At 74.3% G+C, this 19,583-nt stretch carries 21 protein-coding genes; 18 read left to right on the top strand and 3 right to left on the bottom strand.

Going from position 1 to position 19,583, the window contains the following annotated elements:
- Nucleotides 1–100: 100 nt before the first annotated feature.
- Nucleotides 101–595 carry an inorganic diphosphatase gene (locus ACSMHG_RS06165; protein ID WP_435742708.1) on the bottom strand — a complete coding sequence of 165 codons (495 nt, stop codon included), beginning with the start codon at nucleotides 593–595 and terminating at the stop codon, nucleotides 101–103.
- Nucleotides 596–710: 115 nt separating this feature from the next.
- On the opposite strand from ACSMHG_RS06165, the gene dacB reads away from it, so the two are divergent.
- From dacB to ACSMHG_RS06230, 13 genes are all read left to right on the top strand, one after another.
- The gene (gene dacB / locus ACSMHG_RS06170; RefSeq protein ID WP_435742710.1) at nucleotides 711–2,147 is read left to right on the top strand and encodes a D-alanyl-D-alanine carboxypeptidase/D-alanyl-D-alanine endopeptidase; all 1,437 of its coding nucleotides are present in this window, start codon (nucleotides 711–713) and stop codon (nucleotides 2,145–2,147) included.
- Nucleotides 2,148–2,156: 9 nt separating this feature from the next.
- Nucleotides 2,157–3,203, top strand: a complete 1,047-nt coding sequence (locus ACSMHG_RS06175; protein ID WP_435742712.1) for a zinc-dependent metalloprotease — start codon at nucleotides 2,157–2,159, stop codon at nucleotides 3,201–3,203.
- An 8-nt stretch (nucleotides 3,204–3,211) separates the two neighbouring features.
- On the top strand, nucleotides 3,212–4,294 hold the full coding sequence (gene tilS, locus ACSMHG_RS06180) for a tRNA lysidine(34) synthetase TilS (RefSeq protein WP_435742714.1): 1,083 nt from the start codon (nucleotides 3,212–3,214) through the stop codon (nucleotides 4,292–4,294).
- Between the two features lie 97 nt (nucleotides 4,295–4,391).
- The gene (locus tag ACSMHG_RS06185; RefSeq protein WP_435742716.1) at nucleotides 4,392–5,168 is read left to right on the top strand and encodes an Ig-like domain-containing protein; all 777 of its coding nucleotides are present in this window, start codon (nucleotides 4,392–4,394) and stop codon (nucleotides 5,166–5,168) included.
- Nucleotides 5,169–5,210: 42 nt separating this feature from the next.
- The gene (gene hpt, locus ACSMHG_RS06190) at nucleotides 5,211–5,762 is read left to right on the top strand and encodes a hypoxanthine phosphoribosyltransferase (RefSeq protein WP_435742719.1); all 552 of its coding nucleotides are present in this window, start codon (nucleotides 5,211–5,213) and stop codon (nucleotides 5,760–5,762) included.
- A gap of 110 nt (nucleotides 5,763–5,872) precedes the next feature.
- Entirely contained in the window at nucleotides 5,873–7,942 is a 2,070-nt protein-coding gene (ftsH, locus tag ACSMHG_RS06195; RefSeq protein ID WP_435742720.1) for an ATP-dependent zinc metalloprotease FtsH, read from the top strand.
- Nucleotides 7,939–8,556 (top strand): GTP cyclohydrolase I FolE, encoded by a 618-nt coding sequence (folE, locus tag ACSMHG_RS06200; RefSeq protein ID WP_435742722.1) that lies wholly within the window; start codon nucleotides 7,939–7,941, stop codon nucleotides 8,554–8,556. The genes ftsH and folE overlap by 4 nt, the downstream gene beginning before the upstream one ends.
- Nucleotides 8,557–8,609: 53 nt before the next feature.
- Nucleotides 8,610–9,464 carry a dihydropteroate synthase gene (gene folP / locus ACSMHG_RS06205; RefSeq protein ID WP_435742959.1) on the top strand — a complete coding sequence of 285 codons (855 nt, stop codon included), beginning with the start codon at nucleotides 8,610–8,612 and terminating at the stop codon, nucleotides 9,462–9,464.
- Complete coding sequence (gene folB / locus ACSMHG_RS06210; protein ID WP_435742724.1) at nucleotides 9,461–9,832, top strand: dihydroneopterin aldolase; 372 nt, start codon at nucleotides 9,461–9,463, stop codon at nucleotides 9,830–9,832. The genes folP and folB overlap by 4 nt, the downstream gene beginning before the upstream one ends.
- A complete protein-coding gene (gene folK, locus ACSMHG_RS06215; protein ID WP_435742726.1) occupies nucleotides 9,825–10,394 on the top strand; it encodes a 2-amino-4-hydroxy-6-hydroxymethyldihydropteridine diphosphokinase in 570 nt (189 codons plus the stop codon). The genes folB and folK overlap by 8 nt, the downstream gene beginning before the upstream one ends.
- A gap of 7 nt (nucleotides 10,395–10,401) precedes the next feature.
- The gene (locus tag ACSMHG_RS06220) at nucleotides 10,402–10,914 is read left to right on the top strand and encodes a DUF3180 domain-containing protein (RefSeq protein ID WP_435742728.1); all 513 of its coding nucleotides are present in this window, start codon (nucleotides 10,402–10,404) and stop codon (nucleotides 10,912–10,914) included.
- Between the two features lie 9 nt (nucleotides 10,915–10,923).
- Nucleotides 10,924–11,547, top strand: a complete 624-nt coding sequence (locus ACSMHG_RS06225; RefSeq protein ID WP_435742730.1) for a hypothetical protein — start codon at nucleotides 10,924–10,926, stop codon at nucleotides 11,545–11,547.
- A 52-nt stretch (nucleotides 11,548–11,599) separates the two neighbouring features.
- The gene (locus tag ACSMHG_RS06230; RefSeq protein WP_435742732.1) at nucleotides 11,600–12,682 is read left to right on the top strand and encodes a GNAT family N-acetyltransferase; all 1,083 of its coding nucleotides are present in this window, start codon (nucleotides 11,600–11,602) and stop codon (nucleotides 12,680–12,682) included.
- A 75-nt stretch (nucleotides 12,683–12,757) separates the two neighbouring features.
- On the opposite strand, the gene ACSMHG_RS06235 is transcribed toward ACSMHG_RS06230, so the two are convergent.
- A complete protein-coding gene (locus ACSMHG_RS06235; protein ID WP_435742734.1) occupies nucleotides 12,758–13,765 on the bottom strand; it encodes an ABC transporter ATP-binding protein in 1,008 nt (335 codons plus the stop codon).
- A 3-nt stretch (nucleotides 13,766–13,768) separates the two neighbouring features.
- Between ACSMHG_RS06235 and ACSMHG_RS06240 the strand changes: the two genes are divergently transcribed.
- The 3 genes from ACSMHG_RS06240 to ACSMHG_RS06250 all read left to right on the top strand — a co-directional run bounded on the left by ACSMHG_RS06240 (nucleotide 13,769) and on the right by ACSMHG_RS06250 (nucleotide 16,263).
- Nucleotides 13,769–14,476: an ABC transporter permease gene (locus ACSMHG_RS06240; protein WP_435742737.1), complete on the top strand. Its 708-nt coding sequence runs from the start codon at nucleotides 13,769–13,771 to the stop codon at nucleotides 14,474–14,476.
- On the top strand, nucleotides 14,473–15,249 hold the full coding sequence (locus ACSMHG_RS06245) for an ABC transporter permease (RefSeq protein WP_435742739.1): 777 nt from the start codon (nucleotides 14,473–14,475) through the stop codon (nucleotides 15,247–15,249). Before ACSMHG_RS06240 ends, ACSMHG_RS06245 begins: the two co-directional genes overlap by 4 nt.
- A gap of 69 nt (nucleotides 15,250–15,318) precedes the next feature.
- Nucleotides 15,319–16,263 (top strand): ABC transporter substrate-binding protein, encoded by a 945-nt coding sequence (locus tag ACSMHG_RS06250; RefSeq protein ID WP_435742742.1) that lies wholly within the window; start codon nucleotides 15,319–15,321, stop codon nucleotides 16,261–16,263.
- Between the two features lie 4 nt (nucleotides 16,264–16,267).
- Here the strand turns inward: ACSMHG_RS06250 and ACSMHG_RS06255 are convergent, their stop codons facing one another.
- Nucleotides 16,268–17,389: a glycosyltransferase family 2 protein gene (locus tag ACSMHG_RS06255; protein WP_435742745.1), complete on the bottom strand. Its 1,122-nt coding sequence runs from the start codon at nucleotides 17,387–17,389 to the stop codon at nucleotides 16,268–16,270.
- A 34-nt stretch (nucleotides 17,390–17,423) separates the two neighbouring features.
- Between ACSMHG_RS06255 and ACSMHG_RS06260 the strand changes: the two genes are divergently transcribed.
- On the top strand, nucleotides 17,424–18,611 hold the full coding sequence (locus tag ACSMHG_RS06260; protein ID WP_435742748.1) for a sulfotransferase family protein: 1,188 nt from the start codon (nucleotides 17,424–17,426) through the stop codon (nucleotides 18,609–18,611).
- A complete protein-coding gene (locus ACSMHG_RS06265) occupies nucleotides 18,608–19,534 on the top strand; it encodes a hypothetical protein (RefSeq protein WP_435742751.1) in 927 nt (308 codons plus the stop codon). Before ACSMHG_RS06260 ends, ACSMHG_RS06265 begins: the two co-directional genes overlap by 4 nt.
- The last annotated feature ends 49 nt before the right edge of the window (nucleotides 19,535–19,583 follow it).

Genomic DNA, 19,583 nt, shown 5'->3' on the forward strand with positions numbered 1-19,583 from the left:
CCAGCCCGGAGCCCCCCAGCCCCGACGCACGAACCGCCCGCACCCCTCGCGGGGACGGGCGGTTCGTCGTACGTCGGGAGCGGTGCAGGACCGCAGGGGCTCAGTGGCCCCCGTTCTCCTTGTGCCGGGCGAACGAGGCGTGCACCTCGGCCTCGGCCTCGGCGCGGCCGACCCACTCGGCACCCTCGACGGACTTGCCGGGCTCGAGGTCCTTGTAGACCTCGAAGAAGTGCTGGATCTCCAGGCGGTCGAACTTGGAGACGTGGCTGATGTCGCGCAGGTGCTCCAGGCGCGGGTCGGTCGAGGGCACGCAGAGGACCTTGTCGTCACCGCCCGCCTCGTCGGTCATGCGGAACATGCCGATCGCGCGGCACTTGATGAGGCACCCGGGGAACGTCGGCTCCTGGAGGATGACCAGCGCATCGAGCGGGTCGCCGTCCATGCCGAGGGTGTCCTCGATGTAGCCGTAGTCGGCCGGGTACTGCGTCGAGGTGAACAGGGTCCGGTCGAGCCGGAGCCGCCCGGACTCGTGGTCGACCTCGTACTTGTTGCGTTCACCCTTCGGTATCTCGACCAGGACGTCGAACTCGAGCACGCTGTCTCCTCCGCAGGCTCCGGGGCTGTTGTGTTCAGCTGGGAAGGCCCACGACGGGGCCGATGCGCCAGTGTCCCGCACAATGGCGGCCCACGCTCATCCGGATGGGGGGAACATGGCGCGACGTGACGCACGCCACTCCCGTGTGCTCGTGGTGCTGGTGCTCCTCGTGGCGGTCGCCGCGGGTACGGCGGGCGCCTGGCGGTACGGCGCGCTGGACCCCTGGCTCGGCCCGGCGACGCCGACCGACCCCGCACGGGTGGCTCCGCCCGAGGGCCTCGACCTGCCCGCCGTGGTGGACCCCCCGGAGGTGGCCGGCCCGCCGTCGGCGCCCGGGCCGGCCACCGCCCGCGCGGTCCGGCGGGCGCTGGCGCCGTACCTCTCCGACGAGGACCTCGGCCCGCACGTCCTCGCCGCCGTGGCGCCGCTCGACGGGGCCGGCGTGCTGCTCCGCAGCGGCCGCGGGAGAGGCGAGCTCGCCATCCCGGCGTCCACCACGAAGGTGGTGACCGGTGCCGCCGCGCTCCTCGCGATGGATCCGGGGACCCGGTTCGAGACCAGCGTGGTCACCGACGGGCGCGGCGCGGTGAGCGGGGTCGTGCTCGTCGGTGGCGGCGACCCGTTCCTGGCCCGGCGTCCCGCCGCGCCCGACGAGCCCACCTGGCCCGAGCGCGCCGACGTGGCGACGCTCGCCCGGGAGACCGCCGCCGCGCTGGTGGCCGAGGGGCGGCGCCGGGTGCGCGTGGGGTACGACGCCTCGCTCTTCACCGGTCCGGCGGAGAGCCCGCGCTGGCGCGCCGACTACGTGCCCGACGGGATCGTGTCGCCGGTCAGCGCGCTCTGGGTCGACGAGGGACGGCCGACCGAGGGCTCGGGCCGCGTGGCCGACCCCGCCCGTGCGGCCGCCGGCGCCTTCGCCGCCGCCCTGCGCCGTAGCGGGATCGAGGTGGCCGGCGCCCCGCAGCCGCGCGAGGCGCCCGCGGACGCCGAGCAGCTGGCCGTGGTGCGCAGCGCCCCGCTCGGGCAGGTCGTCGAGCAGGTCCTCGCGGTCAGCGACAACGAGGCGGCCGAGGTCCTGCTGCGCCACGTCGGCCTCGCGGTCGAGGGCGAGGGCTCCTTCGCGGCCGGCCGGCGCGGCGTCGAGCGGGTGCTGGCGGGGGCGGGGGTCGACCTCGGTCGCAGCGTGCTCTGGGACGGCAGCGGGCTCTCCCGGGAGAGCCGGCTCGACCCGGTGGCCCTGCTCGACGTGCTCCGGCTGGCCGGGTCGGAGGAGGAGCTGCGCCCGGTGCTCACCGGGCTCCCGGTTGCCGCGTTCACGGGGTCGCTCGCCGACCGGTTCCAGACCGCGCCGCCGGCCGGGCGCGGCCGGGTGCGGGCGAAGACCGGGACGCTGACCGGCGTCACCTCCCTCGCGGGCACCGCCACCGACCTCGCCGGCCACACCTTCGTCTTCGCGCTGATGGCCGACCGGGTCCGCGAGGAGGACACGCTCGAGGCCCGGGACGCGATGGATGCCGCTGCGGGCGCGCTGGGCGCTTGCCGCTGCGGCTAGTTTCGCCCCATGGGTGAGCGCGTGGAGACCATGGTCGACTGGGGACTCGCGGTCTCGCTGGGCGCGCGGATCGCGGGTGAGGGTCCGGAGGTACCCCGCGAGCAGGCGGCCGCCGCGGTCGCCGAGCTGCGCGCCGGTGCCGACCGCTCGACGGGCCTGGTCCGCGACTTCACCGGCCTGGTGGCGCAGGAGCGCACCGCCCCCGTGCTGGTCGTCGACCGCGCCGGGTGGGTCCAGGCGAACGCCGACGGGTTCCGGACCGTGCTGGCGCCGGTCGTCGACAAGCTCACCGAGAAGAAGCCACCGGGCGCCCTCGCGCAGGCGGTCGGCTCCAAGGTCACGGGCGCGGAGGTCGGCGGCCTGCTGGGCTTCCTCGGCAGCAAGGTCCTCGGCCAGTTCGACCCCTTCCACGCCCCCCACGGCCGGCTGCTGCTCGTCGCGCCGAACATCGTCCACGTCGAGCAGGAGCTGGGCGCGGACCCCAGCGACTTCCGGCTCTGGGTCTGCCTGCACGAGGAGACCCACCGGGTGCAGTTCACCGCGGTGCCGTGGATGCGGGACCACCTCTTCTCGCAGGTCGAGGCGCTCGCCGACACCATGGAGCCCACCAAGCTGCTCGACGACGGCCTGCGCCGGGTCACCGACGCGCTGCGCCAGGGGGTGGGCCAGGGCGCGGGCGGCAGCCTGCTCGACATCGTCGGCAGCCCCGAGCAGAAGGAGATCCTCGACCGGGTGACCGCGGTGATGTCGCTCCTCGAGGGCCACGCGGACGTCGTCATGGACGGCGTCGGACCGACCGTGATCCCGAGCGTCGCCCGGATCCGGGCGAAGTTCGACGAGCGGCGCAAGGGGGTCGGCACGCTCGACCGGATCCTGCGCCGGCTGCTCGGCCTGGACGCCAAGATGGCGCAGTACCGCGACGGCGCCCGCTTCGTCCGCGGGGTCGTCGACCAGGTCGGCATGGCGCAGTTCAACGCGGTCTGGGAGCGGCCGGAGAACCTCCCGACGCCGGCTGAGGTCGCCGACCCGGCCCTCTGGGTCGCCCGCGTCCTGTGAGGCCCTGAGTGGCGCTGCACCCCTCCGTGGCCGCCGTACGCCGCGGCGTCCGCGCCGCGCTCGCCCGGGTGGAGCCGGGCGCGCCGGTGGTCGTCGCCTGCTCCGGCGGCGCCGACTCGCTGGCACTGCTGGCGGCCACGGTGTTCGAGGCCCGGGCCGGCAGCCACCGGGTCGTCGGTGCCGTCGTCGACCACGGCTTGCAGCCCGACTCCGCCGCCCACACCGCCCGCGTGGTCGACCAGATGGCCGGGCTCGGCGCCGACGAGACGCTCTCGGCGCGGGTCCAGGTCGAGCCTGCGGGGCTCGGGGTGGAGGCGGCCGCGCGCCGGGCCCGGTACGCCGTCCTCGAGCAGGTCTCGGCGCACGTCGGCCGGGCCGGAGGGGAGACCGGGGACGCCACCGTGCTCCTCGGCCACACCCGCGACGACCAGGCCGAGACCGTCCTGCTCGGCCTCGCCCGCGGGTCGGGCGGCCGCTCGCTGGCCGGGATGCGCCGCGCCTTCGGGCCGTTCGTCCGCCCCCTGCTCGACGTCGGCCGGGTCGACACCGTCACCGCCTGCCAGGTCGAGGGCATCACGCCGTGGGAGGACCCGCACAACACCGACCCCGGCTACACGCGGGTGCGCGTGCGGCAGGCCGTGCTGCCGGTGCTCGAGGAGCAGCTCGGCCCGGGCGTGGCCAGGACGCTGGCCCGGACCGCGGACCAGGTCCGCCTCGACGTCGACCACCTCGACGACCTCGCCGAGGCCCGGTACGCCGGGCTCGCCGGCCGGGCCGAGGGTGGGGACGAGGGGCGGGACGAGGACCAGGACGAGGGCCGGGACGGCGCGCTGCCGGTCGACGCGCTGGTGGCCGACCACCCCGCCGTACGCCTCCGGGTGCTGCGCCTGGCCGCCCTCGCGGCGGGCTCGCCGGCCTCGGAGCTCTTCCACGAGCACGTGCTGGCCGTCGACGCGCTCCTGACCGACTGGCACGGCCAGAAGTGGGTGGACCTGCCGGGCCACGTGCGGGCCCGCCGGGAAGGGGGACGGCTCGCCCTGGCGCGGGTCGCCCCGGGCGAGGGCCCTCGGGAGGCGCGGCCCCCGGGGTAGCCCACCGAGTAGCCCGTCCGGGCAGTCCTGCGCGCCGGACGTACGGTTCCGCGCCGTTCGACGGCCGGGCGGTCGGCGGCGGTCCTACCGTCATCGGGTGCTGACCCCCCGCCGCGGCCTCGCCGCCCTCGCCGCCACCGGTTCGCTGCTCGCCGCCCTGCCGCTCGGCGCAGGCGCCGGCACGAGCGCCACGGCCGTCCCCTCCACCGCCGCCCCCGCCGGGGCGTCGTCCGCCGCGGCGGACGCCCAGCCGCCCGCGGGGAAGGCCTGGCTCGAAGGCTGGGTCCTCGACCGCGCCGGTGACCCGCAGCTCGACGTGGTGGTCGCGGCCTACCGGCCCTCCGACCTCGGCAAGCCGGTGGCCACCGCGCTCACCTACGCCGGTCCGAACGTCCACGGCGACGAGGTCGACGGGTACTTCCGCCTGCAGGTGCCGAAGGGTCGCTACGTGATCCGGTTCGGGAGCCTCCCCGACGCCGACGACCCGTTCCGGTCCACGTGGGCCGACGGGAAGGCGCCGGTCCGGGTTTCCGGCGGCACCGTCGAGGTCGTCGGCGACGTCGCCCTGACCCGGGTCCGCAAGGTCGCGCCGCGGACCGGCATCGAGCTGGACCGCACCCGCGTCAAGCCGCGCCAGCGAGGGGAGGTGACCGTCACGGTCTCGAACCCCGAGGTCCGGCCGGTCACGGGCGCGGTGCGGGTGACGGTCGACGGCCGCCGCGTGGGTGACGTCGCGCTGCGGCGCGGCGCGGCGACCGCGGACCTCCCGAGGCTGGGCCTCGGGACCCACCGGGTGTCGGCGCAGTTCCTCGGCAACGACGCCGTCCGGGCGGGCAAGGTCGTGACCACGACCCTCAAGGTCGTCCGCCGCTGACCGGCCGCGCCCGCCCGCGCCCGCACCACCTACGCTGAGCCCATGGACGCAGCCCACGTGTCGGACGACCTCGTCAACGTGCTCTACACCGAGGCCCAGATCCAGGACCGGATCAAGGAGCTCGCCGCCGAGATCGAGCGCGACTACGAGGGCAAGGACCTGCTCATCGTCGGCATCCTGCGTGGCGCGGTCATGGTGATGGCCGACATGGCCCGCAGCTTCAGCCGCCACGTCGAGATGGACTGGATGGCGGTCTCCTCCTACGGCTCGGGCACCCAGTCCAGCGGCGTCGTGCGCATCCTCAAGGACCTCGACACCGACATCTCCGGCCGGGACGTGATCGTGGTGGACGAGATCATCGACACCGGGCTCACCTTGTCCTGGCTGACCTCCAACCTCACCAGCCGGAGCCCGGCGAGCGTCGAGATCTGCACCCTGCTGCGCAAGCCCGAGGCCCTGCAGATGCCCGTCGACGTCAAGTACGTCGGCTGGGACATCCCCAACGAGTTCGTCGTCGGCTACGGCCTCGACTACCGCGAGCGCTACCGCAACCTGCGCGACATCGGCACCCTGGCGCCGCACGTCTACTCCTGAGCGGTCCCCGAGCCGGGGATGACGGTTCGCTGAGCCGCGCGGACCGGCCCCACCGCCGTTGCCGCGGACCTGTACCGTCAGAGGTTCAAGACGAGCGTCGGAAGAAGCCTGTGAAGCGCATACTCAAGGGTCCCTGGGTCTGGATCGTGGTCGCCGTGGTCGGCGTCCTGCTGGCCCTGCAGTACCTCGCCCCCAACGGCGGGTACGACGAGGTGAGCACCTCCCAGCTGGAGCAGTACATCGCCGACGGCGACGTCGAGGAGATCACCTTCATCGACGGCGACCAGAAGATCGAGGCCACCCTCGACGAGGGCGTCCGCGAGGAGGGCGACCAGGTCACGGCCAGCTACGTGCTCGGCCAGCAGGTCGACATCATCGACGCCGTCGACGAGCAGGTCGCCGCGGGCACCATCAAGACGTCGAACTCCGAGAACCCCAAGCCCAGCCTGCTCGGCTCGATCCTGGCCACCCTGCTGCCGTTCGCGCTGATCATCCTGCTCTTCCTGTTCCTCATGAACCAGGTGCAGGGCGGCGGCGGCCGCGGCGTCATGCAGTTCGCCAAGTCCAAGGCCAAGCTCATCTCCAAGGACATGCCGAAGACGACGTTCAACGACGTCGCCGGCGCCGAGGAGGCGATCGAGGAGCTCGGCGAGATCAAGGAGTTCCTGCAGGAGCCCGCGAAGTTCCAGGCGGTGGGCGCGAAGATCCCCAAGGGCGTCCTGCTCTACGGCCCCCCGGGCACCGGCAAGACGCTGCTCGCCCGCGCCGTCGCCGGCGAGGCCGGCGTGCCGTTCTACTCCATCTCCGGCTCCGACTTCGTGGAGATGTTCGTCGGTGTCGGCGCCAGCCGCGTCCGCGACCTCTTCGAGCAGGCCAAGGAGAACGCCCCGGCCATCGTCTTCATCGACGAGATCGACGCCGTCGGCCGCCACCGCGGCGCCGGCATGGGCGGCGGCCACGACGAGCGCGAGCAGACCCTCAACCAGCTGCTCGTCGAGATGGACGGCTTCGACGTCCGCGGCGGAGTCATCCTCATCGCGGCCACGAACCGGCCCGACGTCCTCGACCCCGCGCTGCTGCGCCCCGGTCGCTTCGACCGCCAGATCCAGGTCGACGCGCCGGACCTCGCCGGCCGCCACCAGATCCTGAAGGTGCACAGCCGCGGCAAGCCGATGTCGGAGGACATCGACCTGCTCTCGGTCGCGCGCCGGACGCCGGGCTTCACCGGTGCCGACCTCGCCAACGTGCTCAACGAGGCCGCGCTGCTGACCGCGCGCAGCAGCCAGAAGCTGATCACCGACGCCTCCCTCGACGAGGCGATCGACCGGGTCATCGCCGGGCCGCAGCGCCGCACCCGCCTGATGAGCGAGAAGGAGAAGCTCATCACCGCCTACCACGAGGGCGGGCACGCCCTCGTCGCGGCGGCACTTCCGGGCACCGACCCGGTCCACAAGATCACGATCCTGCCCCGCGGCCGGGCGCTGGGCTACACGATGGTCCTGCCCGACGAGGACAAGTACTCCCAGACCCGCTCCGAGATGCTCGACAAGCTGGCCTACATGCTGGGCGGCCGCGCGGCCGAGGAGATGGTCTTCCACGACCCGACCACCGGCGCGGGCAACGACATCGAGAAGGCGACCAACCTCGCCCGAGCGATGGTCACCCAGTACGGCATGACCGACAGCCTCGGCGCGATCAAGCTCGGCGAGACACAGGGCGAGCCGTTCCTCGGCCGGGACATGGGCCACTCGCGCAACTACTCCGAGGACGTCGCGGCCAAGGTCGACGAGGAGACCAAGCGGTTCCTGGCGACCGCGCACCAGGAGGCCTTCGACATCCTGGAGGAGAACCGCGACGTGCTCGACGCGCTCGTCCTCGCCCTGCTGGACAAGGAGACGCTCGACAAGGCCGAGGTGGCGGCGATCTTCGAGCCGCTGCGCCGGCGGCCGGCCCGTCCGGCGTGGACCGGGTCCCCGCACCGGAACCCCTCGGAGATCCCGCCGATCGAGATCCCGCAGGAGATCCGCGACCGCGCCGCGGCGACCAGCGCCGCCAACGGCAACGGGTCGGGCGGCTCGATCATCACGCCGCCCGGGGCCGGCGGCGACATCCACGGCGGCCCCGGCGGCGGCCCGGTCGGACCGACCGAGCCCCCCGTGCCACCCAGCCCGGGCGCATGACGGACCGGATCAGCCAGGTCGACCGCGACCCGGACGAGGTGCCGGCGTTCGACCAGCCCCGGGCCGAGGCCGCGGTGCGCGAGCTCCTCGCGGCCATCGGTGAGGACCCGGAGCGGGAGGGTCTCCTGGAGACCCCCGCTCGGGTGGCCCGCGCCTACGCCGAGGTCACCGCGGGCCTGCGGATGCGGCCCGAGGAGGTGCTGACCACCACCTTCGACCTCGGGCACGACGAGATGGTGCTGGTGCGCGACATCGAGCTCTGGTCGATGTGCGAGCACCACCTCGTGCCGTTCACCGGCGTCGCGCACGTCGGCTACATCCCCGCGGAGAGCGGCAAGATCACCGGGCTGTCCAAGCTGGCCCGGCTGGTCGACGTCTACAGCCGCCGCCCGCAGGTCCAGGAGCGGCTGACCACGCAGGTGGCCGACGCCCTGGTGCGCATCCTCGAGGCGCGTGGCGTCATCGTGGTCATCGAGGCCGAGCACCTGTGCATGACGATGCGCGGGGTCCGCAAGGCCGGCGCCCGGACGATCACGTCCGCGGTCCGCGGCACGTTCCTGACCGAGCCGGCCACCCGCGCCGAGGCGATGGCCCTCATCCGCGGGACGCACTGACCGCCGTGCCCGCTCCCGGCTCGCTCCTCGTCCCCCTCGGACGCCCCCGCGTCATGGGGGTCGTGAACGTCACGCCGGACTCGTTCTCCGACGGGGGCCGGTACGTCGAGCCGCAGGCGGCCGTCGCCCACGGCCGGCGGCTGCTGGCCGACGGCGCCGACCTGCTGGACGTCGGCGGGGAGTCCACCCGCCCCGGGGCGACCCGTCCGCTGGTCTCCGAGGAGCTGGACCGGGTGGTCCCGGTGATCCGGGAGCTGGCGCAGGAGGCCGTCGTCTCGGTCGACACCATGCGTGCCGAGGTCGCCGAGGCGGCGCTGGCCGCTGGGGCGAGCGTGGTCAACGACGTGTCGGGCGGGCTCGCCGACCCCCGGATCCTCGACGTCGTCGCCGCGTCCGGCGCGACGTACGTCGCCATGCACTGGCGCGCCCACAGCGCGCGGATGGCCGACTTCGCGACGTACGACCACCCCGGTGGCGTCGTGGCCGCGGTCGCGGCCGAGCTCGCAGAACGCGTGGAGGCGATGCTGGCGGCGGGGATCGACGCGCCGCGCATCGTGCTCGACCCGGGCCTGGGCTTCGCCAAGCGCGGCGGGCACAACTGGGAGCTGCTCCGCGACCTCGACCCGATCGCCGCCCTCGGCCACCCGCTGCTGGTGGGCGCGAGCCGGAAGTCCTTCCTCGGCCGGCTGCTCGCCGGCCCGGCGGGCCCCCGGCCGGTCGAGGAGCGGGAGCACGCGCACAGCGCGCTGGTCGTCCACCTGGCCCGGCAGGGCGTGTGGGGCGTCCGTGTGCACGACGTGCGCGCCACCCGCGACGCCCTCGCCGTGGTCGCTGCGCTGGCCGGCCGGCCAGCGGGGGAGCCGGCGGGGGAGCCGGCGGGGGAGCCGGCGGGGGATGGGGAGCGATGAGCACCGACGAGATCACGGTCACGGGGCTGGAGTGCTGGGGCCACCACGGCGTCTTCGACTTCGAACGGCGCGAGGGCCAGGCCTTCGTCATCGACCTCACCCTGGGGGTCGACACCGCCCCGGCGGCCGCCACCGACGACTTGCGAGACACCGTGGACTACGGAAGTCTCGTCGCGGCGGCCAAGGCCGCCGTGGAGCAGGACCCGGTCGACCTGATCGAGACCCTGGCCCAGCGGATCGCGGACGTCTGCCTCGCGGACGCCCGGGTCGACTGGGCGAGGGTCACGGTCCACAAGCCGGACGCACCCGTCGACGCGACGTTCGCCGACGTCGCACTCACCATCACCCGGAGGGCCCACCGTGACTGAGACCCCCAATCCGCACATCATCGACGCCGACACCCTCACCGGTGAGATGCGCCCGATCCGCCGTGCGGTCCTGGCTCTGGGGTCGAACCTCGGCGAACGGATGGTGAGCCTGCAGGGCGCGGTCAACGCGATCGCCGACACCCCCGACGTCTGGGTGACCGGGGTGTCCCCGGTCTACGAGACCGAGCCGGTCGACTCCCCGCCGGAGGCCGAGAACTACCTCAACGCCGTGGTGCTCATCGACACCACGCTCGCCGCGACCCGCCTGATGGACCGCGCCCTGGCCATCGAGGACGCCTACGAGCGCGAGCGCGGCGACGTCCCGAACGCGCCCCGCACGCTCGACGTCGACCTGATCGTGGTCGGGGACCGGCGCAGCGACGAGCCGAGCCTGCGCCTGCCGCACCCGCGCGCACACCAGCGCGCCTTCGTGCTCAAGCCCTGGTTCGACCTCGAGCCGGACGCGGCGCTGCCCGGCCACGGACCCATCTCCGAGCTCCTCGCCGGCCTCGGCACCGACGGCCTCACCCTCCGCGAGGACCTGACCCTCGAGGTGGAGTGACCGAGCGATGACGGCGGCGCCGGGCGGGCCTGGAGACCCGGGGGGCCCCGGCCGCGGCGACGAGCCGCCCGGTGCCCTGCGGCCCACCTCGCCGGCGGTGCTGACGGCCTGGGCGGTCGTCGGCCTGGTCGGCGGCTGGCTGCTCAACCCGATCGGCGACCGGCTCGGCACGCCGCCCCTCGTGACCTGGCCGCAGCCGCTCGCCCTCGTGCTGGTCGCGGCGATCCTCGGGTCCACGGCGTGGGTCACCTGGCGTCAGGTCCACGTGCGGCGCGAGCGGCTGGAGCCGCACCGGGCGGTGAACCGGCTGGTCCTGGCCCGGGCCTGCGCCTACGTCGGCGCGCTCGCGGCCGGCGGTTACCTCGGGTACGCCGTCTCCTGGCTCGGCGTCCCGGCCGAGTTGGCCGAGCAGCGGGCGTGGCGCTCGGGCGTCGGCGCCGTCGCCGGCGCGGCCGTGGCGGTGACCGGGCTGCTGCTGGAACGAGCGTGTCGCGTCCGTTCCGACGGCGAGGAGCCCTAGCCTGCGGGCATGGCTTCCCCCGCAGCACCGACGGCATCATCCGCCACACCCGCCTCGCGCCGCCGGCAGCGCTCGACGCGGCTGACCGTGGCGGTCACCCTGCTGCTGCTCGGTGCGGTCGCCGTCGCGGCCGCCGTGGCGACGGGCTCGTGGGCGCTCACCGTCGGCGCGGCCGTGCTCTCCGTCGTCCTCGGTGCGGCGGCGACCCGGATCACCCACTCCGAGCTGGTGCAGTCGCGGCGCGACGCGGCACGCGACCGGGCCGAGCAGGCGCAGGCGTACCGCGTCCTCAGCGAGGAGCGGTCGGCCGAGCACGCGGCGTACGTCGCGACGGTCGAGCAGCGCATCGCCGAGCGGGAGGCCTCGATCGCGGAGCTGGAGAGCGGCCTGACGGCCGCCCAGCAGTGGGTCGCCGACACGACGCTGAAGCTGGGCACCGAGGCGCGCCGCGCGGACGCCGCCGAGCGGGCCCGCACCGACCTCGCCGCGGACCTCGACGCGGCGGAGGGCCGGGCCGCCGAGGCGATCGTGCGGATGGCCGAGCTGGAGCAGGAGGTCGAGGTGCTCCGGGCCGAGCTGGAGGTCGTCACCGGGGCGTGGCGCGAGGCCGAGGCGGCCCGCAAGCGCGCCTGACGCTTGCACCTGCGCAAGCGCGCCAGGAGCGGATACGGCACAATCCCCTGCCGTGATCCCAGAGGACTCCCGATTCGAGGCTGATCCCGAGGAGATCGTGGCGGAGACGCCCGGGCTCCCCGACGGCTGGGAGGTCGGGACCCCGGACCCTTCCGACCGGTTCGACGTCGCCCGGCTGACCCAGCTGCTCCGCGCCCACGAGCGGCACGGCCGTGGCTGGGCGGGCGCCGGCGTCGACGACGTCCTGGTCGAGGTCTCCGAGCACGGCATGCGGATGCGGCAGAACGTCGTCGTGCGCGACGAGGCGGGGGAGATCCGGGCCTGGGCGAGCGCCCACGACCGCGCCGCCGGGCGGATGCTCTTCGTCCACATCGTCGAGCACGGGCTGCCCGACCGGGTCGCCGACGCCTGCTCCGACGTGCTCTTCGAGTGGGGGCGCGGCCAGGCCAAGGTCCTGGGGGCGGCCCGCGGGCTGCCGACCCAGCAGATCGACACCGGCGCCTTCGCCGAGGACGAGCGGCAGCACCGGTGGCTGGCCGCGGCCGGCTTCGAGCGGGTCCGCACCTGGTGGCAGATGAGCCGGCCCGTCGAGCCCTCCGAGGCCGACCTCGTGCCCTCCCCCGACCGGTGGGAGCGCAAGGGCGTGGTGTTCCGCCGCGTCCGCCGCGCCGACGGCGGGATGCCGGACGAGAACGACCTGCGTGAGCTCCACGAGGTGCTCGAGGGCGCCTTCGTCGACCACTTCAACCACTTCGAGGAGACCTTCGAGGAGTTCCTCCACCGGCTGCGGGAGGACCCGGGCCACCGCTGGGACCACTGGTGGCTCGCCGAGCTCGTCGAGGACGAGGGGCGCACGCCCGTCGGCTGCCTGGTCGGCGCGGTCTCGGAGAGCTCCGGTGGGCCGGACGGGTCCTACGTCGACTACCTCGGCGTCCTGGAGGCCGCGCGCGGTCGGGGAGTGGCCAAGGGCCTGCTGCGGACGATCATCGCCGACGCCGCCCGCCGCGGTCGCGACCGCGTGGGTCTCGAGGTGGACGCGGACTCCTCGACCGGGGCCGACGGCCTCTACACCTCGATGGGCTGGAAGACGAAGTACGTCACCGAGTCCTGGCACCTCGACGTCCCCGTCGACTGATCGGCTCCGGCCGGGCCTCCTGTGGCCCGGGTGGCCGGCGGCCAGAGCAGCGGCCAGAGCAGCGGCCGGACGCCCTCAGGCGTCGAGCGAGGCCCGCAGGGCCCGGTGCACCCCGTCGGGGGTGAGGACGCCGATCAGCTGCGGCCCCCGGCGTACGCCGACCATGCCGCGGTCGCTGCGCAGCATCGCGGCGAGCGCCTCCTCGAGGGTCGCGGAGGCGTCCACCGTGCCGCCGAGGTCGCCGGCCCGCACGCCGTCCACCGGCTGGAGCCGGGCCACGTCGATCGGGGTGACCGAGAGCCGGCGCAGGCCCCGCTCGGAGCCGACGAAGTCCGCGACGAAGTCGTCGGCCGGCCGGGCCAGGAGCTCGGCGGGGGTGGCGTACTGGGCCAGCCGCCCGCCGGCCGCGAAGACGCCCACCCGGTCGCCCATCCGCACCGCCTCGTCGATGTCGTGGGTGACCAGCAGCACCGTCTTGCCCAGGTCGCGCTGGAGCCGGAGGAACTCGTCCTGCAGGTGGACCCGCACCACCGGGTCGACCGCGCCGAACGGCTCGTCCATCAGCAGCACCGGCGGGTTCGCCGCCAGGGCGCGGGCCACGCCGACCCGCTGGCGCTGGCCACCGGAGAGCTGGTGGGGGTAGCGGTCGCCGTACGTCTCCGGGTCGAGCCCGACCAGCTCGAGCAGCTCGCGTGCGCGGGCCCGCGCGGTCGAGCGGGACTCGCCGTACAGCAGCGGCACCGTCATCACGTTCCGCAGCACCCGCTGGTGGGGGAAGAGGCCGACCTGCTGGATGACGTAGCCGATGCCCCGCCGCAGCTCGACCGGGTCCGACCGGGTGACGTCGACGCCGTCGATCTCGATGGTGCCGGTCGAGGGCTCGATGAGCCGGTTGACCATCTTCAGCGTCGTCGACTTGCCGCAGCCCGACGGGCCGACCAGGCAGACCAGCTCACCGGCGGCGACCTCGAGGTCGAGGGAGTGGACCGCCACCGTGCCGTCGTCGTAGGTCTTGCCCACGCCGGAGAGCCGGATCATCGCGGTGCCGCCCGCGAGACCACCCGAGGGGCCGGTAGCGTCCATGCGGTGACCCTACTGGCGCAGCCCGCGGCGGCAGCGGAGCCGAGCTGCTACAGCAGCACGACCAACGAGTGGGTCTGCTGGCAGTACGTCGAGGACCGGCGCGAGGAGATCGTCGACGCGGCGGTGCAGCACGTGGGGATCACCGTCTCGGCGATCGCGCTGGCCGTGCTGATCGCCTTCCCCCTGGCGCTGCTGGCCCGCCGCGCCCCGCGCCTCGAGTCCTCGATCCTCGGCGTCAGCACCGGCCTCTACACGATCCCCTCGCTCGCGCTCTTCCCGCTCTTCCTGCCCTTCACCGGCCTCAGCGCGACCACGGTGGTGCTGGGCCTGGCCCTCTACGCGCTCACGGTCCTGGTGCGGGCGATGCTCGACGGGCTGCGCTCGGTGCCCGAGGACGTCCGGGAGTCGGCCACCGGTCTCGGCTACGGCCCGACGCGCCTGCTGCTGCGGATCGAGCTCCCGCTCGCCCTGCCGGTGTTCATGGCCGGGCTCCGGGTGGCGGCGGTGTCGACGGTCGCCCTGACCACGGTCGGCGTCCTGGTGTCCTACGGCGGGCTGGGGAACCTCATCCAGCACGGCGTGGCCCGCAACTTCCGCGCCGAGCTGCTCACCGCATCGGTGCTGTGCGTCCTGCTGGCGCTCGTCCTCGACGTCGTCATCGTGGCGCTGCAGCGGGCACTGACCCCCTGGACCCGGGGGGCCCGGGCATGACCGTGCTGGCCGACACGTGGGAGTACCTGCTCGACCCATCGAGCTGGAGCGGCCGCAACGGCATGCTGGCGCTGCTCCTCGAGCAGCTGCTCCTCACGGTCACCGCCCTCGTGGCGGCGGCCGCGGTGGGCCTGCCCGTCGCGCTGGCGCTGGGTCACCGGGGCCGCGGCGGCTTCCTCGCGATCAACGTCTCCAACATCGGGCGGGCGGTCCCCACCTTCGCGCTGCTGGCGGTGCTCGTCGCCGCGGACTGGCCCGGCACCGCCCAGCTCGGGCCGTACGGGCGCGCCGGGTTGGCCACGCTGATCGCGCTCACGCTCTTCGGGCTCCCGCCCATCATCACCAACGCCTACGTCGCGATGCGCGAGGTCCCGGCCGAGGTGACCCAGGCCGCCGTCGGCATGGGGATGACCGGGTGGCAGCTCTTCCGCCGGGTCGAGCTGCCGCTCGCCCTGCCGCTCGTGGTCTCCGGGCTGCGGCTGGCGCTGGTCCAGGTGTGGGCGACGGCCACGATCGCCGCCCTGGTGGCGGGTCCCGGCCTGGGCCGGGTGATCACCGACGGCTTCGCGGCCAACTACTACGGCAAGGGCATCGCCGGCGCCGTCGTGGTCGCGGTGGTGGCCCTGGCCCTCGAGGGCTCGTGCGCGCTGCTGCAGCGCACGGTCGACCCGCTCCGCCGCGCGGAGCGCGACCGGTCCGGCCGGGAACGGGGTGCCCCGGCTGGGGAGGACCTGCCTACAGTGGCAGGCGCGACCGGGTCTGCCGGTCGCTGAAGCAGCGGGATCTGCCCGTCTGCACCGGACACGCGCGGGCCCCGCCCGCGGGACACAGAAGGTGGATCCATGCAGCTACGACGTACCGTCCTGTCCCTCGCCGCCGTCGGCACCCTCACCCTGGCCACCGCCTGCGCCGGGGACGACCTCTCCGAGGACGCGCAGGACGGCGGGCAGTCCCCGTCCGGGGGCGGCGCGGTGACCCTGGCGACGCAGAGCTTCGACGAGGCGGCCCTGGTCGGCGCCATGTACGCCGCCGTGCTCGAGGACGCCGGCTACGACGTGACCACCCAGGAGGTCGGCCGCCGCGACGTCTACGTGCAGCAGATGCCCGACGAGGTCGACCTGGCCCCGGAGTACGTCGGCGGCATCGCCGACTTCATGAACACCACCGTGAACGGGCCCGACGCGGAGCCGATCACGACGACCGACACCGAGGAGACGATCGGCAACGTCGAGCCGCTGCTGGAGGAGCGCGGCCTGACCCTCCTCGAGCCGTCGCCCGCCACGTCGCAGAACGCCTACTTCGTCACCCAGGAGTTCTCCGAGCAGGAGGGCGTCACCAAGCTCTCCGACCTCGAGGGCCGCTCGGTGGTGCTCGCCGCCAACGAGGACTGCCCGGGCCGGTCGGACTGCGAGGCCGGCCTCGAGGAGGTCTACGGCATCGACGTCACCGAGGTGCTCCCGCTGGGCTTCGCCTCCCCGCAGACCTACCAGGCCGTGCTCGAGGGCGAGGCGGAGGTCGGCCAGACCGGCACCCTCGACGGCACCCTCGAGGAGCAGGGCCTCGTCCTCCTCGAGGACGACCGGTCGATCCAGCCCGCCCAGAACCTGGTCCCGCTCGTCTCCCAGCCGTTCCTGTCCGAGAACGAGGACGTCGAGGGTCCGCTCAACGACCTCATGGCCGCGCTCGACAACGAGACCCTCGCCGAGCTGATCGCCCGGGTCACCGTCGACCGGGAGCAGGCCGAGGACGTGGCCCGCGACTTCCTCGAGGAGGAGGGCCTGCTCTAGTCCCTCACACCTCGTGCGGGCGCAGCTCCAGGGCCGCGGGTGCGACGGTGCCGGTGTCGATGACCGGTACGTCGATCCGCGGCCCTGCGTCCGTCCGGACCCGGGGCAGCGGGCCGCCGGCCTGGGCGGCGTACGCCATCACCGCGGCCGCGTCCGCGCGCCGGCCCTGCTCGACCAGCCAGCCGGTGAGCCGGTGGACGGGCGGCAGCCCGGAGTGGACGAGCGATCGCTCGCCGAAGAGCTCCTGCACGCCCCCGCGCAGCAGCTCCCACCACTCGTCCGAGCAGCCGGGGATCTCCACGAAGTAGCGGTGCAGGTCGCCGGCGAGCACCCGGTCACGGAAGACCTCGGTCACCTCCGGCGAGCCGTGCGCCTCGACGCTGGCCAGCGCCATCTGCTTGGTCGTCCACCGGTCCCGCAGGTCCTCGAGCGAGGAGCGCTGCTGGGTGATCGAGGTGCCCTCGCCGCGGATCCGCCAGTGGTAGACGACCTCGGGGAGCACGTCGAACCGCCGCGCACGCAGGTAGGCCTCCGTGGTCGTCGGCTGGTCCTCGTAGCGGACCCCCTCGGGCCAGGCGAGCCCCGCCGAGTCCCAGAAGCCGCGGCGGAAGAGCTTGTTCCAGGCGAAGACGTCGCCGAGGACCTCGGGGTGCTCCTCGACCGTGACGGTGCGGCGCTCGCGGTGCAGCCGCGCCATCCACGGCGGCTCGGTCAGCCGGTCGGCTCCTCGCGGGTCGGCCTCCCAGCGCACGATCGAGCCGGTCGCGAAGTCGCTGCCGCTGCGCCGCAGGGCCCGCACCAGCACGTCGTACGCCCCGGGTGGGACCACGTCGTCGGAGTCGGCGAAGGTGACCAGGTCGCCGGTGGCGTGGCGCAGCCCCTCGTTGCGGGCCGCCCCGAGGCCCCGGTTCTCGGTGTGGACGACCCGGACCCGCGGGTCCCGCTCGGCGTAGGAGTCGGCGATCGCCCCGGAGTCGTCGGGGGAGCCGTCGTCGACGACGACCACCTGCAGGTCCACGACCCGGGAGGCCTGGGCGAGCACGCTGTCGAGGCAGGCGGCGAGGTACGCCTGCACGTCGTACACCGGGACCACCACGCTCACCCGGGCCCGGCGTCGCAGCTGCATGCGCCGACAGTAGTGAGCGATAGGCTCACCGGTCGTGACCGACCCCGCAGCCCACCCGCCCGTGGACCCGTCCGCCGTCGACCCCGCCTCGATCGACCCCGCGCACTACCCGCGCAAGGTCCTCTTCGTGGCCGGCGCGGGCCGCAGCGGCACCAGCACCATGGCCGGGCTCATGCAGATCCTGGGGCTGCACGTCCCGCAGCCCGAGGTGGTCGCCGACGAGACCAACCCCAAGGGCTTCGGCGAGCCGGCCTGGGCCGTCGAGCACCACGACCGGCTGCTCAAGGACGCCGGGGTACAGGTGAGCGACGCGCGGCCCGACGCGTGGTTCGAGACCGGCCGGGTCTCCACCCGTGAGCAGGAGCGGATCACCACGGCCGAGTGGCTCGAGGGCCACTTCGGCGTGAGCAGCGAACTGGTGGTCAAGGACCCGCGGCTGGCCTGGTTCCTCTCGCTGTGGCGGGTCGCGGCCGTGCGCACGGGCGCGACGCCGGTCTTCGCGACGATGCTGCGGCCGCCGGCGGAGGTGGTGGGCTCCAAGCAGACCTATTACAAGAACCGGCTCGGGTCGGCCCACCTCGCGGCCTCCTGGCTCAACATGCTGCTGCACACCGAGCGGGCCACCCGCGCCTCGGTGGACTCCGGTGCCGACGGCGCGGCCGACGGCAGTGCCCGCGTCTTCGTCCGGTACGCCGACCTCCTCGACGACTGGACCCGGGTCTGCATGCACGCCGGCGAGACGCTCGGCCTCCAGCACGTCCTGCACGCGCGCAGCGAGCAGATCCGCGACGGCCACCGCTTCGTCGACCCGTCCCTGCGCCGGGTCACCCAGTCCCTGGAGGACCTCGCCCTGCCCCGCCGCCTCCACGACCTCACGGCCGAGACCTGGGCCGAGCTGAACAAGCTCGCCGACCCCGGTGGCGACACCCCGCAGGTGCACCAGGCGCTCGACCAGCTCCGCGAGGCCTACGTCGAGCTGTACGAGGAGTCCGAGGCGATCAGCCGCTCGTCGGTGGTGGCCGCCGAGCAGCGCACCCGCCGCGAGGTCAAGGGCCGCGACGCCAAGCGGGGCCGTCCGGGCCCGCCGGCCGCCCAGGACCCGCGCGACGCCGCGGCTCCCGAGCGCGCCCTGGCCGACCGCATCCCGCACGGCGTGCGTGCCGCCATCCCGCCGTCGGTACGACGCGGCCTGCGCAAGGCCGCGGGCAAGACCCGCCCGTGACCGCGCACCTGGGCCGCACCGGCCTGAGCAACCTCGAGGGCCACACCGACTTCGACATCACGTGGCCGTGGGCGCGGCCCGAGGGGCTGCGGCCGGGCACGACCGCGGTGCTGCGCGTGAAGAACGAGGCGCCCTCCCTGCCGTTCGTGCTGCCGCCCCTCCTGCGGGCCTGCGACCACGTGCTCGTCGTCGACAACGGGTCGACCGACGGCACGCCCGACGTGGCCCGCGAGACCGCGGAGCGGCACGGCCGCGCGGACCGGCTGACGCTGGCGTCGTACCCCTTCGCGGTCGCGCGCGCCGGTGCCGAGCACCTGGCGGTCCACGAGCTGTCGGTGCACTCGCTGTCGTACTTCTACAACTGGTGCTTCGCCCAGGTCGGCACGCGCTACTCGTGGAAGTGGGACGGCGACATGGTGCTCACCACCGAGGGCGAGGTCTCCCTCGCCGACCTCGGCTGGCAGGTGGGCGACGTGCAGACGATCATCCGGGTCCCCCGCCACCCGCTGTTCATCGCCTCCGACGCCAAGGGCTACCTCGACCTCGGCCTGCGCAACGCGGAGGAGTGGGGCTTCCCGATCGGGCCGGACTTCGTCTACACCAAGGCCTTCGAGTGGGAGATCCGCACGACGCCGGTGGGCGTCCGCTCGATCGGCCTGCCGTTCGGGCTCTGCGTGGAGCTGAAGTACCTCGACGGCGACGAGTTCGCGCACTGGACCGACCCGGCCTCCTTCGCCACGTCCTGGCGCAACAAGCGCAAGCGGCGCGAGTGGGAGGTCTTCAACGCCCTCCGCGAGGGGACCGTCCCCGCCGGCGTGGTGGAGATCGACGCCCCCGCCGGCACCCACGTGGTCGACCACGTCACCCACGAGTGGCTCCCGCGCGCCCCGCGCCCGCTCGACGTGGGCCCGCAGCGCCGCTGACCCTTCCGACCCAGTGGCCGCGCGTGTCGTCCGGCTCCGGTCGGCGAGA

It is taken from the genome of Nocardioides ureilyticus, from assembly GCF_051280745.1.
Classification (GTDB): Bacteria; Actinomycetota; Actinomycetes; order Propionibacteriales; family Nocardioidaceae; genus Nocardioides.

Excerpts from the sequence above, each read along its gene's own strand:
- dacB (WP_435742710.1), top strand. The coding sequence starts at position 711 with ATGGCGCGACGTGACGCACGCCACTCCCGTGTGCTCGTGGTGCTGGTG.
- ACSMHG_RS06175 (WP_435742712.1), top strand. The coding sequence starts at position 2,157 with ATGGGTGAGCGCGTGGAGACCATGGTCGACTGGGGACTCGCGGTCTCG.
- hpt (WP_435742719.1), top strand. The coding sequence starts at position 5,211 with ATGGACGCAGCCCACGTGTCGGACGACCTCGTCAACGTGCTCTACACC.
- folE (WP_435742722.1), top strand. The coding sequence starts at position 7,939 with ATGACGGACCGGATCAGCCAGGTCGACCGCGACCCGGACGAGGTGCCG.
- folP (WP_435742959.1), top strand. The coding sequence starts at position 8,610 with ATGGGGGTCGTGAACGTCACGCCGGACTCGTTCTCCGACGGGGGCCGG.
- folB (WP_435742724.1), top strand. The coding sequence starts at position 9,461 with ATGAGCACCGACGAGATCACGGTCACGGGGCTGGAGTGCTGGGGCCAC.
- ACSMHG_RS06220 (WP_435742728.1), top strand. The coding sequence starts at position 10,402 with ATGACGGCGGCGCCGGGCGGGCCTGGAGACCCGGGGGGCCCCGGCCGC.
- ACSMHG_RS06225 (WP_435742730.1), top strand. The coding sequence starts at position 10,924 with ATGGCTTCCCCCGCAGCACCGACGGCATCATCCGCCACACCCGCCTCG.
- ACSMHG_RS06235 (WP_435742734.1), bottom strand. The coding sequence starts at position 13,765 with ATGGACGCTACCGGCCCCTCGGGTGGTCTCGCGGGCGGCACCGCGATG.
- ACSMHG_RS06245 (WP_435742739.1), top strand. The coding sequence starts at position 14,473 with ATGACCGTGCTGGCCGACACGTGGGAGTACCTGCTCGACCCATCGAGC.
- ACSMHG_RS06250 (WP_435742742.1), top strand. The coding sequence starts at position 15,319 with ATGCAGCTACGACGTACCGTCCTGTCCCTCGCCGCCGTCGGCACCCTC.
- ACSMHG_RS06255 (WP_435742745.1), bottom strand. The coding sequence starts at position 17,389 with ATGCAGCTGCGACGCCGGGCCCGGGTGAGCGTGGTGGTCCCGGTGTAC.